The following is a 15137-nucleotide window of genomic DNA, read 5'->3' on the forward strand; positions in this document are numbered from 1 at the left end:
AACAGCGCGTCGCAGCCTCGCCCGTGGCGTCGTCCCGGAAGTCGGAGGCATGGCCGATCATCGCAGGAATCGCCGCCGGACCGAGACGCGTACGAGCCCCCCGCGGGGTCGCTCGGTCGCGGTCGGTGCCGCCGCGGTGGGTGTGACGTTGGTCGTGGGGGCGGCCAGCGCACTTCATCTCAGCAGTCCCGCTTCGGACCCGGACTCCTCGCATGACCTGTCGGTGTCCGTACCGTCCGGGCCGAGAGGCGCAGCCCGGCTCGGACGCACATCCGGGCTCGGTCCCACCTCCGAAGCACGCCCGTCGGGCGTGGGTGGGCCGGTGAGGACGAGCCGGGTGGCCGGTACCGGCGCGGACGGCAGGGCGGGGCCCGCCTCCGACCTCACCGCGATCCCCGGGGTCGGACCGGTGATGATGACGAAGATTCCGCAGGCCGCCCGGCAGGTGATCGTGGTGAGCGGCATCGACCGGAATGCGAACACCAACAACGTGACGCTGTGGGAACGGGCCGATCCCGGCTCCGCCTGGAAGACCTACGGCGCCCCGCTGATCGGCCGCAACGGCGCCGATGGCTGGACGTACGACCATCGGGAGGGCGATCTGCGCAGCCCGATCGGCGTGTTCAGTCTCACCGCCGCCGGTGGCAAGCTCGCCGATCCGGGCACCGGTCTGCCCTACGAGTATCGCCCGTCGTTCTACCGGGCGACGGGTCCGCGGGGCGAGCCGATGCCCGATGCGTTCAACTATGTGGTCGCCATCGACTACAACCGACTGCCCGGGTATCCGCCGTCGGACCCGACCCGTCCGCTGGGCCCGCAGATCGGCGGGGACATCTGGCTGCATGTCGACCACAGATCGCCGACGCGGGGCTGCATCGCGGTGGAACAGGACGCCCTCGTGGCCATTCTCCGTTGGCTGACCCCGATGGCCCATCCCATGATCGTTATGGGAGACGTGGCGGATCTCGGCGCCGACAACGTGCGCCCCTGAGCCCCTTTCCTTGCCTATCCAGAGAGATAAATCGAGCACAAAAGCCTCTGGATAGGCAAGGAAGCCGACGAGGCTCAGCCGGCCGGCTTCTCCGCGTGCCCACCGAACTGCTTGCGCATCGCCGACAACAGCTTGTCGGCGAACAGGCCCTCCCCGCGCGAACTGAACCGCTCGTAGAGGGACGCCGTCAGCACATGGGCGGGAACGCCCTCCTCCACGGCGGCCAGTACCGTCCAACGTCCTTCCCCGGAGTCGGACACCCGGCCGCTGAACTCGGTGAGTCCGGGATCCTCCTGCAGCGCGGCGGCGGTGAGGTCGAGCAGCCAGGAACTGACCACGCTGCCCCGCCGCCACACCTCGGCGATCGCGGTGGTGTCGAGGTCGTACTGGTAGTACTCCGGGTTGCCCAGCGGGGCGGTCTCGGCGTTGTGCTCGGCGGACGTCGTGCCGATGTTCGCCTTGTCGAGCACCGCGAACCCCTCGGCGAAGGCGGCCATCATGCCGTACTCGATGCCGTTGTGCACCATCTTGACGAAGTGACCGGCGCCGTTCGGGCCGCAGTACAGGTATCCCTTCTCGGCCTGGGTGATCTCGCCGGTCCGGCCCGGGGTCCGCGGGATGGTGCCGACGCCGGGTGCGATCGTCTCGAACAGCGGCTCCAGGCGGGCCACGACCCCCGGTTCGCCGCCGATCATCAGACAGAAGCCGCGTTCCAGCCCGAACACGCCCCCGGAGGTGCCGACGTCGACGTAGTGGATGCCCCGCTCGACGAGCGACGCGGCACGCAGGATGTCATCCCGGTAGTAGGAGTTGCCGCCGTCGATGATCACGTCGTCCGGCGCGAAGTGCTCGGCCAGGGCCGAGACGGTCTCACCGGTCAGCCCGGCGGGCACCATGATCCAGGCAGCCCGGGGTGGACGCAGGGCCGCGGCGAACTCGGCGAGGCTCCGTGTCTCCGTGGCGCCCTCCGCAGCCAGGGCCTTAACGGCCTCGGGGTTGACGTCGTAGACCACGCATTCGTGACCACCGCGGATCAGCCGGCGCACCAGGTTGGCACCCATCCGGCCGAGTCCGATCATCCCGAGCTGCATCTTCATCTCTCCGCTGGTTCGTCTCGATGGCCCGCTCCGGCGTGTCGCCGGGACGGGCCCGGCCTGGCGCTCCTGACGCCATTCTCCGTGCTGCATCCGTGCTTCCCCGTCCGTGGTGCACGTGCTTCTCGTCTCCGAGTCGGCGCCCGCGCCGGACCGGACCGGCCACGGACCGTCCGGACCGGGACCCCGAAAGTTCCCGATGATCTTCAGTTGGCGTGGATCGAGCGGCAGATTGTGACGAGCAGCGACGGAGGGCTTGTGAGCGAGCCGGGTAGGGCAGGGGAGGCGGCCATGGATGCCGACGTGGACGTGATCGTGCTCGGCGCCGGGCCCGCGGGCGAGAACGTCGCCGGCCGCTGTGCCGACGCTGGTCTGTCCGTCATCGTCGTCGAACGCGAGCTCGTCGGCGGGGAGTGCAGCTACTGGGGCTGTATCCCGAGCAAAACCCTCCTGCGGCCGGGGGAGGTGCTGGCGGCGGCCCGCCGCGTTCCCGGCGCGGCGTCGGCGGTCACCGGACCCGTCGACGCCGCCGCGGCGTTCGCCCGGCGAGACTGGATGGTGGGCGACTACTCCGATTCCTCCCAGGTGCCCTGGCTGGTCGACAAGGGCGTCGAGTTGGTGCGCGGGACCGGGCGCCTGGCGGGGCCCGCCGGCCGGGTCGCGGTGACGCTGCTGGACGGCACCCGCCGGGTGCTGACCGCGTCCCGAGCCGTGGTCGTGGCCACCGGGACGCGGGCCACTGTTCCACCGATCCCCGGCCTCGCCGACGCCGAACCGTGGGACAACCGGACCGCGACCGGCGCCTGGAAGGTCCCGCACCGCCTCGTGGTGCTCGGCGGCGGCGCCGTGGGGGTGGAACTGGCCCAGGCCTTCCGCCGGCTCGGTAGCGCGGAGGTGACCTTGATCGAGGGGTCACCCCGGCTGCTCGTCCGGGAGGAGGAGTTCGTCGGCGAGCAGTTGCGGGCCGCCTTCGAGGCGGCCGGCATCACGGTGCGGCTCGGAAGCCGGGCGGTCGAGGTCCGCCGGGCCCGGACGGGACCGGATGGCCCGGCCGGGCCGGTGACCGTCACGGTGGAGCCGGTGGATCCGGCGGATCCGGCGGATCCGGGTGAGCCGGTTGAGCGGCGGCCGCGCCGCGATGCCGTGGTCGCCGACGAGATCCTGGTCGCCGTCGGGCGCACCCCGGCGACCGGCGACCTGGGCCTGGAGACCGTGGGCCTGCAACCCGGGCGGTTCATCGAGGTCGACGACCGGCTCCGCGCGGTCGGCGTGGCGGGGGACTGGCTCTACGCGGTCGGCGACGTCTGCGGCCGCGCGCTGCTCACCCACATGGGCAAGTACCAGGCCCGGCTGGCGGCCGACGTCATCACCGGCCGCCGGGACCTCGCCGGCGCTCCCGTGCGCGACCTGGCCGACCCGGCGGCCGTCCCGCGGGTGACCTTCACCGATCCGCAGGTCAGCGCGGTCGGACTGACCGAGCGGGCCGCGCGGGAGGCCGGGATCGCCGTGCGGGCCGTGAGCGTGCCGACCGGATCGGTGGCCGGCGCGTCGGTGCGGGGGGAGGAGATCACGGGCACGTCGAAGATTGTCGTGGACGAGGCCCGCCGGGTGCTCGTGGGAGCGACCTTCACCGGTCCGGACACCCAGGAGATGGTGCACGCGGCCACGATCGCGATCGTCGGAGAGGTGCCGTTGGAGCGGCTGTGGCACGCGGTCCCGTCGTTCCCGACAGTCAGCGAGGTCTGGCTGCGACTGTTGGAGGTATACGGATGACGTCGTTCCGTGGACGTCGTTGCGCGGACCGCGGCACCGAACCGCCTGGGCGGGGCCGCGGATCGGGTTGGCCGAGCCTTCAGGACGGTCCGCCGGTCGCCGCCGGGGCGCGGTGGTCCGTCCGGCCCAGCCGGCGCACGTCGGGCGCGCCGAGCCGGGCCGCGTCGGCGGTCGCGTCGTCGGCTTGCCGCTGCGAGGCCCGTTCGGCCTCCACCCGGGCGAGGTAGTGCGCGACCTCGCGGGCGCGGGTCACCTGGTCCCAGCCGAGCACGGGGGCGATGAGATCGGCCACGTGCTCGGCGGCCTCCACCCCCCGGTCGATGGTCTCGATCGAGACGCGGGTCCGCCGGGTGAGCACGTCCTCCAGGTGCAGCGCCCCCTCGTGGGAGGCCGCGTACACCGCCTCCGCGGCCAGGTAGGTCGATGCCCCGCGCAGCGGCTGGGCGAGATCCGGTCGCGTCTCGATGAGGTCCAGAAGCTCCTCGGTGAGGGTGCCGTAGCGGTGCAGGAGGTGCTCGATCCAGCCGACGTGCAGCCCCGCGCGGCGGGCGAGGGTCTCCCGGGCGTTCCACAGCGCGGGGAACCCGTCCGCGCCGAGCAGCGGGATCTTCTCGGTGCACGACGGCGGCACCGCCCGGTTCATGCCGTGCACGGCCGCGTCGACGGCGTCGGCGGCCATCACCCGGTAGGTCGTGTACTTCCCGCCGGCGACCATCGTCAGCCCGGAGACGGGGCTGACCACGGCATGCTCGCGGGACAGCCGCGAGGTGTCCTCGGACTCCCCGGCGAGCAGCGGGCGCAGCCCGGCGTACACCCCGGTGATGTCCGCCGCCGTGAGCGGCGTGCGCAGCACCCGGTTGACCGTGTCGAGCAGGTAGTCGATGTCGGCGCTGCTGGCCGCCGGATGGGCGAGGTCGAGGCTCCAGTCGGTGTCGGTGGTGCCGATGATCCAGTGGCTGCCCCACGGGATGACGAACAGCACGCTCTTCTCGGTGCGCAGGATCAGGCCGGTGACGCCATGGATGCGGTCGCGGGGCACGACGATGTGCACTCCCTTGGAGGCTCGGACCGACAGCTGGCCACGCCCGCCTACCATCGCCTGGATCTCGTCGGTCCACACCCCGGCGGCGTTGATCGTCTGGCGGGCCCGCAGCTCGATCTCGGCGCCCGACTCGAGGTCACGCACCCGCACGCCGGCGACCCGGTCGCCCTCCCGCAGGAAGCCGGTGACCCGCGCGCTGGTCGCGATGAGCGCCCCGTAGCGAGCAGCGGTCCGCGCGACGAACACGGTGTGCCGCGCGTCGTCGACCTGGCCGTCCCAGTACTGGATCGCGCCGACGAGGGCGTCCGGGCGCAGCGACGGGAACTCCCGCAGCGCCGCCTTGCGGGTCAGGTGCCGGTGATGGGGCATGGTGGCGTCGCCGCCCGGCCCGACGCGGGCCAGCCCCTGCCCGAGGGTGTCGTAGAGCAGCACACCACTGCCGATGTAGGCACGTTCCCAACCGTGGCGGGTCAACGGCAGCAGGAACGGGATGGCCCGGACCAGATGGGGCGCGAGCGTGTCCAGCATGAGGGACCGCTCCCGCAGCGCCTCCCGGACCAGCGGGGCGTTGAGCTGCTCGAGATACCGCAGCCCGCCGTGGATGAGCTTGCTCGACCGGCTGGACGTGCCGGCGGCGAGGTCGCGCGCCTCGACCAGGGCGACGGACAGGCCCCGGGTCACCGCGTCCAGCGCCACCCCCGTACCGGTGACCCCGCCGCCGATCACGGCCACATCCACCGGATCCGCTCCCATCCGGCGCAGTGCCTCGGCGCGGCCGACCTGGTCGAGTCGGGCGGTCGGGGTTCCGTGTCTGGTCGGCGTCATCGCCAGTTGCTTCCTCTCCTGCGAACGTCCTCGCGTCCCGTCGTCGTGATCGCCCGGGACGCTCCGGCGGCTCGCCACCCATCGTGCCGGCTGTCGGTGTCCGGTGTCCGGCGCCCGGGCGCGGGATCGTTGAACGTCCATGAACGTCTGTGAACGTCCGGCCGGGGCGTGGTGGGATGCGAGTGCGACCGTCCCGGGATCCCGCGTAAGGCGACCAGATGGGCGACCAGATGGAGGTCAACACCAGATGGAGGTCAACGCATGGACCTGACCCACCCGCCGGCCGAGGAACGGTTCCGTGCCGAGTTGCGGGCCTGGCTCGCCGAGAACATCCCCGCAGCCTGGACGGAGCCCGGGTTCTGGGCCGGCGTGGGGGAGGCCGAGGGCTTCGACCTGCGGCGGGACTGGGAGCGGCGCAAGGCGCTCGCGGGCTTCGCCGGGATCGACTGGCCGGTGGAGTACGGCGGCCGGGGCGGTACCCCGGGGATGAGGGCCATCTACGACCAGGAGACGCAGCTCGCCCGGGCGCCGCGCTCGGTCAACACGCTGGGCCTGGCCTTCCTCGCGCCGACGGTGATGGCGGTCGGGACGCCCGAGCAGAAGCGCGACATCCTCGGGCCGATGCTGCGCAACGAGGTGATCTGGTGCCAGGGCTTCTCGGAACCCGGCGCGGGCTCCGACCTCGCGGCGCTGCGTACGTCCGGGGTACTCGACGGGGACGAGTACGTGGTCAACGGGCAGAAGGTCTGGACGACGTTCGCGAACCGCGGAGACAAGATCTTCACCCTGGTCCGGACCGAGCCCGGCAGCCGGCGCCATCACGGCATCTCGCTGCTGCTCATCGACATGCACGCTCCCGGGGTGGAGGTCCGGCCGATCCGGCAGATGAGCGGCGTCAGCGAGTTCGGCGAGGTCTTCCTCACCGACGTGCGGGTGGCGGCGTCGGAGTGCCTGGGCGGGATCGGCAACGGCTGGGCGACGGCGATGCTTCTGCTGTCGTTCGAGCGCGGCGCGTCCGGGATCAGCCAGTACACCGGATTCCGGCGCAGCTACGACGAGATCGTCCGGGTCGCCCGGGCGCTCGGGCGCGACACCGACCCGGTGCTGCGCCAGGAGCTGGGCCGGCGCATGGTCGAGCTCGAATGCCTGCGCTACCACTCGATGCACGTCCTCACCCAGGTAGAGCAGGGCCGTGACCTGGGGGCCGAGTCGTCGATCACCAAACTGCAGTGGTCGGAGACGTACCAGGACCTGTTCGAGACCTTTGATGCGCTGCTCGGCGCCGATGTGGCGCTCACCCACCCCACCGCGGACCTCGATCTGACGACGCTGCGGCAGGAGAGCTTCTGGACCCGCTCCGTCACCATCTGGGGTGGATCCTCGCAGGTACAGCGCACGATCGTCGCGGAGCGGGTCCTCGGCCTGCCACGCGGATCATGATTATGGTCGCGATTCGGGCCTGTGCCTGTGCCCGGGCCTGTTCATCTCGCTGATCCCGCCTCGCCCCGCCTCCGGAGGTCCGAGCCCGTGTTCTTCGCCCTCACCGACGAGCAGCGCGCGCTCGCCGCCACCGTCCGGGACTTCCTGGCCGACCGCTTCGATCTGACCGCCGTCCGCGCGGTCTTCACCGATCCCGACGGTGACGGGCACCCCCCCGAGCTGTGGAAGGCGATCGGCGAACAGGGCTGGCTCGCGGTGTGCGTGCCCGCGCGGTTCGACGGTCTCGGGCTCGGGTTGCTCGACGCACAGATCATCGCGCGGGCGTTCGGAGCGGGGGTGATCCCGGGGCCCTGGCTGCCGACCGTGCTCGCGGGCGAGGCGGTGCGGCTCGCCGGCTCGGCGGACCAGGCGGCGGCGGTGCTCGCCCCCCTCGCCGCCGGTGACCTGGTGGCCACCGTGGCGCTGCGGGGCCCGGGCGGGGGATACGACCATACCGGCATCGCGGTCCGCGCGACCGCGGGCGGTCGGCTGGGCGGTGTCGCGTCCGGCGTCGAGTATCTCGAGGTCGCCGGGCTCGTGGTGGTCGCCGCCGTCGGCCCCGCCGGGGTCGGGCTCTATCTGCTCGATCCGCGTGGCCCGGGGGTGACGGTCACCACCCAGCGCGGCTTCGACGGCACCACCCGGCTGGCCTCGCTGTCTCTGGCCGACGCGGCCGCGACCCGGCTGCCGGCCTCCGACGCCGCGGTCGCCGCGGACCTGGTCCGTCGTGGCGCCCTGCTCACGGCCGCGGACCTCGTCGGTGTCGCGCGGGCCGCGCTGACCCGGACCGTCGCCCACGACATCGATCGGGTGCAGTTCGGCCGGCCGGTCGGTTCGTTCCAGGCGCTCGCGCACCATCTCGCCGATCTGCATGTCGCTGTCACGATGGCCGAGCATGCGGTGCTGTACGCGGCGCACGCGCTCGACACTGCCCTGCCCGACGCGGAGCTGGCGCTCGCGGTGGCGAAGAGCAAGGCCAACCAGGCCGCCGGGGACGCCACCGCGGCGATGATCCAGTACCACGGGGGGATCGGCTACACCTGGGAACATGACGCGCACTTCTTTTACAAGCGGGCCAAACGCCAGATTCCTGCTTTTGGTGACACCCCTGCGCATCTGGAGCGCATCGCGGTGCTGACCGTCGACGCATTGCCCTGACCGCCCCCGATCCCGCAGCACTCGCAGCGGTGCTGGTCCTTAGCGCGTCAGCGTATGGTCGAACAGCTGCCGGGCCGGGCCCAGGGCCGCCCGGCGGTCGGCGGGAGCCAGCCCGATGCGCGTCCGGCGATCCAGCAGGTCCGCCGGGTCGAGCGCGCCTTCGTCCCGCACCGCGAACAGCAGCTCCGCGCCGGTGACCGGCGTCCCCTCGGCGACGGGTGCCAGCAGGTCGGGGTCGCCGTCGGCCAGGGCCAGCACCCTCGGTGCCTCCGTCCCGTACCGCTCGACCAGACGGCGCGGCGCGGCCACCGTGGCGAGGACCGATCGAGGTGCCGCACCGACCAGGCCGAGTCGCCGGGTACGGCAGGGGCCGGCGTCGAGGTCGCCCACCGCGACGGCGGCGTCCACCGCGTCTGCGGCCATCCGTCGATAGGTCGTCAGTTTGCCGCCGACCACCGTGACCAGGCCGCCCGGGTCGGTCCGCACCAGGTGCCGTCGGGAGAGATCGGCGGTGCGGGCGGCGCTGGTACGGGTGGCGGCGCTGTGGGGAACGACGGTGTGGTCGGTGCCGGTGTGGTCGGTGCCGGTGTCGAGCAGTGGGCGCAGGCCGGCGAAGGCGCCCAGCCGGTCCGCCGGGTCGATGGGGGTGGCCAGCACGTTCGAGACGATGCCCAGCAGCTGCGCGATCTCGTCCTCGTCGGGCACCGGGACGTCGACGACCTCCTCGACCGGCACGTCGGTCAACCCGACGTAGACGCGGCCGTCGTCCTGGGGCAGCACCAGCGCGAACCGGTTCCGTTCACCCGGCATCGGCAGGGACAGCGCCGCGCGGGTCCCGGCCAGGACGGTGGAGCGCAGCACGAGGTGGGTGCCGCGGCTCGGCCGCAGCCGGATCCCCGGAGCCAGGGCCGGCGCCCACACGCCGGTGGCGTTGACCACCGTCCGCGCACGCAGGGTGATCCGGGTACCGGTGAGGGTGTCCACCGCGGTCGCCTCGATCCCACGACAACCGTGCCGGCTCGGGCCGCGGGGTCCGCCGTCGAGGCCGCCGCCGTCGAGGCCGGTCACCCGCAGCCGGGTCAGGATCCGGGCGCCGAATCCGGCTGCGGTCCGGGCCAGCGCGACTACGAGACGGGCGTCGTCGACGAGCCGGCCGTCCCAGTGCAGCACCCCGCCGCGCAGTCCGGCTTCCCGGAGCGCGGGAGCCACCCCGAGCGTCTCCACGGCGGTCAGCCGGCGTGGGCCGGGCAGGACCGCGCGGGGCGTGCCCGCGCCGCGGCGCAGCAGGTCGCCGAGCCACACCCCGGCCTGGACCAGCGCGGCGTTCGACCGCGGTACTCCCGGGGTCAGCGGGGTGAGCATGGGCAGCGCCCGCACGAGATGGGGCGCGGTGTGCCGCATCAGGATGTCGCGCTCGACGGCGCTCTCCCGCGCCAGCGCCACATCTCCGGTGGCCAGGTAACGCAGCCCGCCGTGAACGAGCTTGGAACTCCATCGGCTCGTGCCGAAGGCGAGATCGTGCGCCTCGGCGAGGACGACGGACAGGCCGCGGGAGGCGGCGTCCAGGGCCACCCCAGCCCCGGTGACCCCACCGCCGATCACCAGCAGGTCCACCGGGCCGCCAGCCGCGACGGCGGCCAGCTCCCGTTCCCGCCGCCCGGCGTTCAACGAGGTCGCCGTGGTCGGCGGGAGCGTCAGAACCGTCATGGTGATCCCCCAATGCTCTCCTTGACCGGTTCCGGCGCGAGGTAGCCGCGCAGGAGCCGGCGCAGTTCGGCGGTCCGGGTCGCCGCGGGGACACCGCAGCCGAGGGCCTCGGCGGACAGGACGAAGGACTGCACGACGAGCAGGACCATGAGGGCCAGCGCCGACGGGTCCTCGGGCCGCACGGCGCCGTTCGCCTCGGCGGTGCGGAACTGGCTCGTCAGCAGGTCCAGGATCATCTGTTGGGTGGCGCCACGTCGCTCGATCAGGTACGGGATCAGCAGCTCGGGATCCGTCTCGATGATCCGCAGATAGAGCGGGTTGGTGCGGAACGCCTCCACCGTCGCGATGATGTGCTCGACGAGATCGTCGACCAGCCCGCCGTCCGGAGGCCCGCCGTCCGGCCCGGCCTGGGCCATGGCCGACGCGGCCGTCACAACCTGGGTCCACTCGCGCGTCATCACATCACCGACCAGCGAGCGCAGGTCCGGCCAGCGTCGATAGAGGGTCATTCGGCTCACTCCGGCGCGGCGCGCTACCTCGGTCAGGGTGGTCCGCCGGACCCCGACCGCCAGCAGGGACGCCTTGGCCGCGTCGAGGACGGCCTCCTCGCCGGCGAGAGCCATCCGGCAGCCCTTCCTCCCGCCCGTCGCCACGGGCGCGGGGAGCGGCGCCGCCGCGCGGGATGTGTCATCGTAGGACGAGACCTTGTGACAATGTGACGTTGGCTGTCACACTGTCTCGTAGGAGATTCTACCGAGGCACCACCGGATCGGACAGGCGGTACGCACGCCGATGACGAGCACCGACGAGGCCCACGAGAAAGCCCGTGAGATCGTCCTGGCCGAATCCGTCTGGTGGGGCTGGGGCCCCGCCGAGGCGCATGACCCACTGCCCGATTCCACCCGCCTGCTGCTGGCTCGGCTCGGCATTCCCGCCCGTCCTCGCCCGCCCGTCCCGCTCGCCGAGGTACGCCTGCCCGCGTCGCGGCTGCCGGATCCGGCCCGGGCCGCGCTCGCGGCGGTCGTTGGGGACGGCGAGGTCCGGGTGGACGATGTCGCGCGCATCCGGCACTGCCGGGGCCGCTCGACGACCGATCTGTTGCGCCTGCGGGCCGGGGACGCCTCCGCCGCGCCCGACGCGGTCATCCGGCCCGCCGATCATGACGAGGTGCTCGGCGTGCTGCGGGTCGCGACCAGAGAGCACCTCGTGGTCGTGCCGTTCGGGGGCGGTACCTCGGTCGTCGGCGGCCTTGCGCCGCCCGAGCGTGGCGACCGTGCCGTCGTCGCCCTCGACCTCGCCCGGCTGGACCGGCTCGGCCGGGTGGATCCCGACTCCGGCACCGCGGAGCTCGGCGCCGGGCTGCGGGGCCCTCGGGCCGAGGCGTTGCTGGCCGAGCACGGTCTCACGCTCGGGCACGTCCCCCAGTCCTGGGAGTACGCCACCATCGGTGGCTACGCGGCGACCAGGTCCAGCGGCCAGGCGTCCGGGGGCTACGGCCGGTTCGACGAACTGGTCGTCGGCCTGCGGGTGGCCACGCCGGTGGGTGGCTGGGAGCTCGGCCGCGCCCCGGCGTCGGCTGCTGGACCGGACCTGCGGGAGCTGCTACTCGGCTCCGAGGGCGCCTTCGGGGTGATCACCCAGGTCGTGGTCAGGGTCCGGCCGCTGCCGGCCCGGCGCGGCTACGAGGCCTGGTCGGTGCCCGACTTCGCGACCGGCACCCGGCTGCTGCGTTCACTCGCCGCCGGCGACCTGCGGCCGACGGTATGCCGGTTGTCCGACGAGACGGAGACCGTCGCGGGGCTCGCGCGGCCGACCCGGTCGGGCGGCGAGCGCGGGGGCGGCGCCGTCGGCTGCTACCTGGTGACCGGCTACGAAGGCGACGATCGCGCGGTGGAACAGCGTTCCGCGGCGGTCGCCGCTGTTCTGCTCGCCGGGGGCGCCAGGCGGCTCGGCGCGGCGGCCGGCCAGGACTGGGAGCAGGGTCGGTTCCGGGCGCCCTACCTGCGCGACGCGCTGCTGGACCAGGGCATCTTCGCCGAGACCCTGGAAACGGCGGGATTCTGGACGGCGCTGCCCGGGCTGTACGCGGCCGTCCGAGACGCGCTTACCACGACGCTGGCCGCCGCCGGCCTGGCACCGGTCGTCATGTGCCACATTTCTCATCTGTACGCCACGGGGGCTTCGCTCTACTTCACCGTCGTCTGCGGCGAGGGCGACGACCCGATCGGGAGCTGGCGGGCGGCCAAGGCCGCGGCCACGGACGCGGTCGTCGCCACGGGCGGCACGATCACCCACCACCACGCGGTCGGAACGGAGCACCGGCCCTGGCTCGACGCCGAGATCGGCGATCTCGGCGTCGAGGTGCTCCGGGCGGTCAAACGGACGCTGGACCCGGCCGGCATCCTCAACCCCGGGGTTCTCGTCGCCTGAGGGCACTACCGGGCGCACCGGGTCGACCCGGGTCGACCCGAGGGGAGCCCGGGTAGACCAAGGGTGTGGAGACCATTGCCGCCTGTGTGGTTGTCCTGCTCTTCCTGCTGATCCCGGCGGTCATCGTCGGTGCGGCCCTGGGCTGGGCCTACCACCGTTGCGCGCCGCTGCGGGCCCGGGCAGCCGTCGAGGCCGCCCGGGAGCAGCGGGCCCACCCCTGAAGACCGGGGGCGCGGCGGCTCGGAGCGGCCGACCGGCTCCGCCCGGCCCGATCAGGCCGGGCGGAGCGTCGATCCCCGGGATGTCCGGACAGCGTCTCCGTCAGGATGAGGCCATGAGCACCGGACCGTGCGAGCCGGCTCCGGGTCACCCCGGCGGGCCGGGCGGTGGCGTCGACCGTGATCGTGACCATGCCGGGGACCGTGCTGGGGACCCGGAGTTCGCCCCGGCGACCCGCGGCCTCGTCGTCGTGGGACCGGGGGCGAGCTTCGGTTCCGACCTGTTGCGCCGGTTCGGCCGGGAGGGGTTCGCCCTGGGGGTCGTCTCCCGGTCTGCCGACACGCTGACCCGGGTGAGGGACGAGCTCGCCGAGGACGGCCTGGCGGTGCACGGCGCCGTCGCCGACGTCACCGACCAGCCGGCCCTCACCACGGCCATCCAGCGGGTGGCGGCCGACGTCGGGGGGCTGACGGTGCTCGTCTACAACGCCAAGCTCAGCATCCGCGGCGGCGCCCTCACGGTGAAGGCCGAGACGATGAACCAGACCCTTGCGGTGAACGTCACGGGCGCGCTCACCGCGGTGCAGGTGGCGGCAGACCTCCTCGTGGACCGGCCGGCCGCGACCATCCTGTTGACCACGGCCGGATCGCGCACCGAGCCGGTGGCCGGCCGGTTCGCGCTGGCGATCGGCAAGGCAGGCCTCGCCGCCCTCGCCGATGCGGTACGGCCGATGCTGGCCGCGCGGGGTGTCCGGCTGCGCACGGTGGTTCTCGACGGCAGGGTGGACGCCGCGGGCCCGCTACGTCCGGGGGTGGTCGCGGACCACTTCTGGCAGGCGTTCGCCGCCCCGCGGGGCGACGTTTTCCGGCTCGCACCGGCCAGACGGGCCACTCCGGTGGCGCAGCTCCCGCTGGAGGTGTGAGCTGGTGGCGGCTGGCGGCTGGCGGCTGGCGGCGGCTGGCGGCTGGCGGATCATGCTCCGGGCGGCGACCGATGGTATCTGGTTTGCCCGGTCTGGTCGGTCAAGTCGGTAATCCGACACCGATGTCGCACGGATAGATCGGACCCGCGGCCGTGCGGAAAGCACGGAGCATGCGACGATCCGGCAGGGCCAGGCACAGGACAACCGCCAGGCGGACATCGACAGGGCGACGGCGTGCTCCGGCGCAGCATGGCAGGAGATGGACCGGTGAACGACGGACGTGACGGTGACGGGCAGCAGCCTACGGACAGCACCCATGGGATGCCTCCGGACGGTGATGGGACGCGGCCCGCGAACCAGAACAGGCCGGCCCGTCCGGGCGCCCCGGTGGGACCACCGCCGCCCGCGGACTCGTTCCGGCCGGCGCGGCCGGTCGCGCCGACCCGGAGGGGCGACCGGCCTGCCGGTTATGAGCCGCCGGCCGGTTATGAGCCGTGGGCCGGCTCCGGCGCTCAGGGTGGCTACGACGGCACCACGGTCCTGGGCGCGACGCCCGGGACCATGGGGATGGGGAACATCACCGCCCGCGAGGGCGGCGGACCCCACGATCGGCTGCCCGGCGCCGTCGGCGGGGGTGGTAAAGGCCCGGAGGGATTCGCCGGGGCGCCAAGCGGCGGCACGCCCGCCGTGCCCGCCAAGCCGCGTCGCCGGCGCCGGAAACTGCTCATCGCGCTGGTCGCCCTGATCGTCCTGTTCGTCGTGGGCGACCGGGTCAGCGTGGTGATAGCCAAGGATCAGATGCGCAAGCAGGTCGAGGCCGGCGTAGCCGAGAACATCAAGCCGGGTGATCCTGTCCCGACGGTCAAGAGCGTGAGCATCGGCGGATTCCCGTTCCTTACCCAGGTCCTGTTCGGAAAGTTCACCAACATCGGAGTAGAGATCGAGGGCATCCCGACGCCGGGCCCGAAGATCTCGTCGGTGAAGGCCAATCTGAAGGGTGTACACGTACCGCTCGGTGATGCCATCACCGACAATGTCGGACAGGTGCCCGTCGATCGCGTGCGGGCCACTGTGGGCATGACCTACAACGACCTCAACGCCTACCTCGCCGGGCAGCAGGTGCAGGTGGAGCCGGTCGACGGAGGAAAGAAGATCGAGGTGACTGGCACCGTCAACGTGCCGGTGCTGGGTACCCAGCAGGTCGGTGGGATCACGACGTTCGAGGTCCGGAACAACATGCTCACCCTGGTGCCGAGCGAGGTGAAGCTCACCGGAGCTGTGAACCTCGGATTCAGCGTCCCCGGAGAACTCCTGCCGTCCATCCCGATCCCGATCTCCGGTCTGCCATTCAACCTCCGCATCGTCGAGGCATCCACGAACGCGACCGGTCTCTCACTCACCGCAACTGCCGAGGACGTGGTGCTCCCGGCGTCCTGAGTCCTGAGTGGCGACCCTGAGCCCTGACATGATTTCCGCCACAGTTGTGCCGGTCCGGAA

General features: G+C 72.7%; 12 protein-coding genes. 8 read left to right on the forward strand and 4 right to left on the reverse strand.

What is annotated here, in order from left to right:
* The first annotated feature begins 337 nt into the window (after positions 1-337).
* On the forward strand, positions 338-991 hold the full coding sequence (locus FRANCCI3_RS04680) for a L,D-transpeptidase family protein (RefSeq protein WP_023841019.1): 654 nt from the start codon (positions 338-340) through the stop codon (positions 989-991).
* Positions 992-1065: 74 nt separating this feature from the next.
* Here the strand turns inward: FRANCCI3_RS04680 and gnd are convergent, their stop codons facing one another.
* Positions 1066-2082 carry a phosphogluconate dehydrogenase (NAD(+)-dependent, decarboxylating) gene (gene gnd / locus FRANCCI3_RS04685; RefSeq protein ID WP_023841018.1) on the reverse strand — a complete coding sequence of 339 codons (1017 nt, stop codon included), beginning with the start codon at positions 2080-2082 and terminating at the stop codon, positions 1066-1068.
* Positions 2083-2376: 294 nt separating this feature from the next.
* On the opposite strand from gnd, the gene FRANCCI3_RS04690 reads away from it, so the two are divergent.
* Positions 2377-3858, forward strand: coding sequence for a dihydrolipoyl dehydrogenase family protein (locus tag FRANCCI3_RS04690; RefSeq protein WP_011435389.1), 1482 nt, complete (start codon positions 2377-2379; stop codon positions 3856-3858).
* A 79-nt stretch (positions 3859-3937) separates the two neighbouring features.
* Here FRANCCI3_RS04690 and FRANCCI3_RS04695 read toward each other — a convergent pair whose 3' ends face one another.
* Positions 3938-5725 (reverse strand): glycerol-3-phosphate dehydrogenase/oxidase, encoded by a 1788-nt coding sequence (locus tag FRANCCI3_RS04695; protein WP_011435390.1) that lies wholly within the window; start codon positions 5723-5725, stop codon positions 3938-3940.
* Positions 5726-5986: 261 nt separating this feature from the next.
* Here FRANCCI3_RS04695 and FRANCCI3_RS04700 point away from each other — a divergent pair, with 261 nt between their 5' ends.
* Together FRANCCI3_RS04700 and FRANCCI3_RS04705 are read left to right on the forward strand one after the other, a co-directional pair.
* The gene (locus FRANCCI3_RS04700) at positions 5987-7165 is read left to right on the forward strand and encodes an acyl-CoA dehydrogenase family protein (protein WP_011435391.1); all 1179 of its coding nucleotides are present in this window, start codon (positions 5987-5989) and stop codon (positions 7163-7165) included.
* An 87-nt stretch (positions 7166-7252) separates the two neighbouring features.
* A complete protein-coding gene (locus FRANCCI3_RS04705; RefSeq protein WP_011435392.1) occupies positions 7253-8362 on the forward strand; it encodes an acyl-CoA dehydrogenase family protein in 1110 nt (369 codons plus the stop codon).
* Between the two features lie 39 nt (positions 8363-8401).
* Here the strand turns inward: FRANCCI3_RS04705 and FRANCCI3_RS04710 are convergent, their stop codons facing one another.
* A complete protein-coding gene (locus FRANCCI3_RS04710) occupies positions 8402-10069 on the reverse strand; it encodes a glycerol-3-phosphate dehydrogenase/oxidase (protein ID WP_011435393.1) in 1668 nt (555 codons plus the stop codon).
* On the reverse strand, positions 10066-10692 hold the full coding sequence (locus FRANCCI3_RS04715; RefSeq protein WP_011435394.1) for a TetR/AcrR family transcriptional regulator: 627 nt from the start codon (positions 10690-10692) through the stop codon (positions 10066-10068). The genes FRANCCI3_RS04710 and FRANCCI3_RS04715 overlap by 4 nt, the downstream gene beginning before the upstream one ends.
* Before the next feature lie 169 nt (positions 10693-10861).
* Here FRANCCI3_RS04715 and FRANCCI3_RS04720 point away from each other — a divergent pair, with 169 nt between their 5' ends.
* From FRANCCI3_RS04720 to FRANCCI3_RS04730, 4 genes are all read left to right on the forward strand, one after another.
* Positions 10862-12499 carry an FAD-binding oxidoreductase gene (locus FRANCCI3_RS04720; RefSeq protein WP_011435395.1) on the forward strand — a complete coding sequence of 546 codons (1638 nt, stop codon included), beginning with the start codon at positions 10862-10864 and terminating at the stop codon, positions 12497-12499.
* A 65-nt stretch (positions 12500-12564) separates the two neighbouring features.
* The gene (locus tag FRANCCI3_RS26690; protein WP_023841015.1) at positions 12565-12720 is read left to right on the forward strand and encodes a hypothetical protein; all 156 of its coding nucleotides are present in this window, start codon (positions 12565-12567) and stop codon (positions 12718-12720) included.
* Between the two features lie 113 nt (positions 12721-12833).
* Entirely contained in the window at positions 12834-13640 is an 807-nt protein-coding gene (locus FRANCCI3_RS04725; RefSeq protein WP_011435396.1) for an SDR family NAD(P)-dependent oxidoreductase, read from the forward strand.
* 267 nt (positions 13641-13907) lie between these two features.
* Positions 13908-15077, forward strand: a complete 1170-nt coding sequence (locus tag FRANCCI3_RS04730; RefSeq protein WP_011435397.1) for an LmeA family phospholipid-binding protein — start codon at positions 13908-13910, stop codon at positions 15075-15077.
* Positions 15078-15137 lie beyond the last annotated feature (60 nt).

Origin of the sequence: Frankia casuarinae, assembly GCF_000013345.1 — a bacterium.
In the GTDB taxonomy this organism is placed as follows: domain Bacteria; phylum Actinomycetota; class Actinomycetes; order Frankiales; family Frankiaceae; genus Frankia; species Frankia casuarinae.

Bases quoted from the DNA above. Each gene is read 5' to 3' on its own strand.
- gnd (WP_023841018.1), bottom strand. From the start codon at position 2,082: ATGCAGCTCGGGATGATCGGACTCGGCCGGATGGGTGCCAACCTGGTG.
- FRANCCI3_RS04690 (WP_011435389.1), top strand. From the start codon at position 2,377: ATGGATGCCGACGTGGACGTGATCGTGCTCGGCGCCGGGCCCGCGGGC.
- FRANCCI3_RS04695 (WP_011435390.1), bottom strand. From the start codon at position 5,725: ATGACGCCGACCAGACACGGAACCCCGACCGCCCGACTCGACCAGGTC.
- FRANCCI3_RS04700 (WP_011435391.1), top strand. From the start codon at position 5,987: ATGGACCTGACCCACCCGCCGGCCGAGGAACGGTTCCGTGCCGAGTTG.
- FRANCCI3_RS04710 (WP_011435393.1), bottom strand. From the start codon at position 10,069: ATGACGGTTCTGACGCTCCCGCCGACCACGGCGACCTCGTTGAACGCC.
- FRANCCI3_RS04715 (WP_011435394.1), bottom strand. From the start codon at position 10,692: ATGGCTCTCGCCGGCGAGGAGGCCGTCCTCGACGCGGCCAAGGCGTCC.
- FRANCCI3_RS04720 (WP_011435395.1), top strand. From the start codon at position 10,862: ATGACGAGCACCGACGAGGCCCACGAGAAAGCCCGTGAGATCGTCCTG.
- FRANCCI3_RS04725 (WP_011435396.1), top strand. From the start codon at position 12,834: ATGAGCACCGGACCGTGCGAGCCGGCTCCGGGTCACCCCGGCGGGCCG.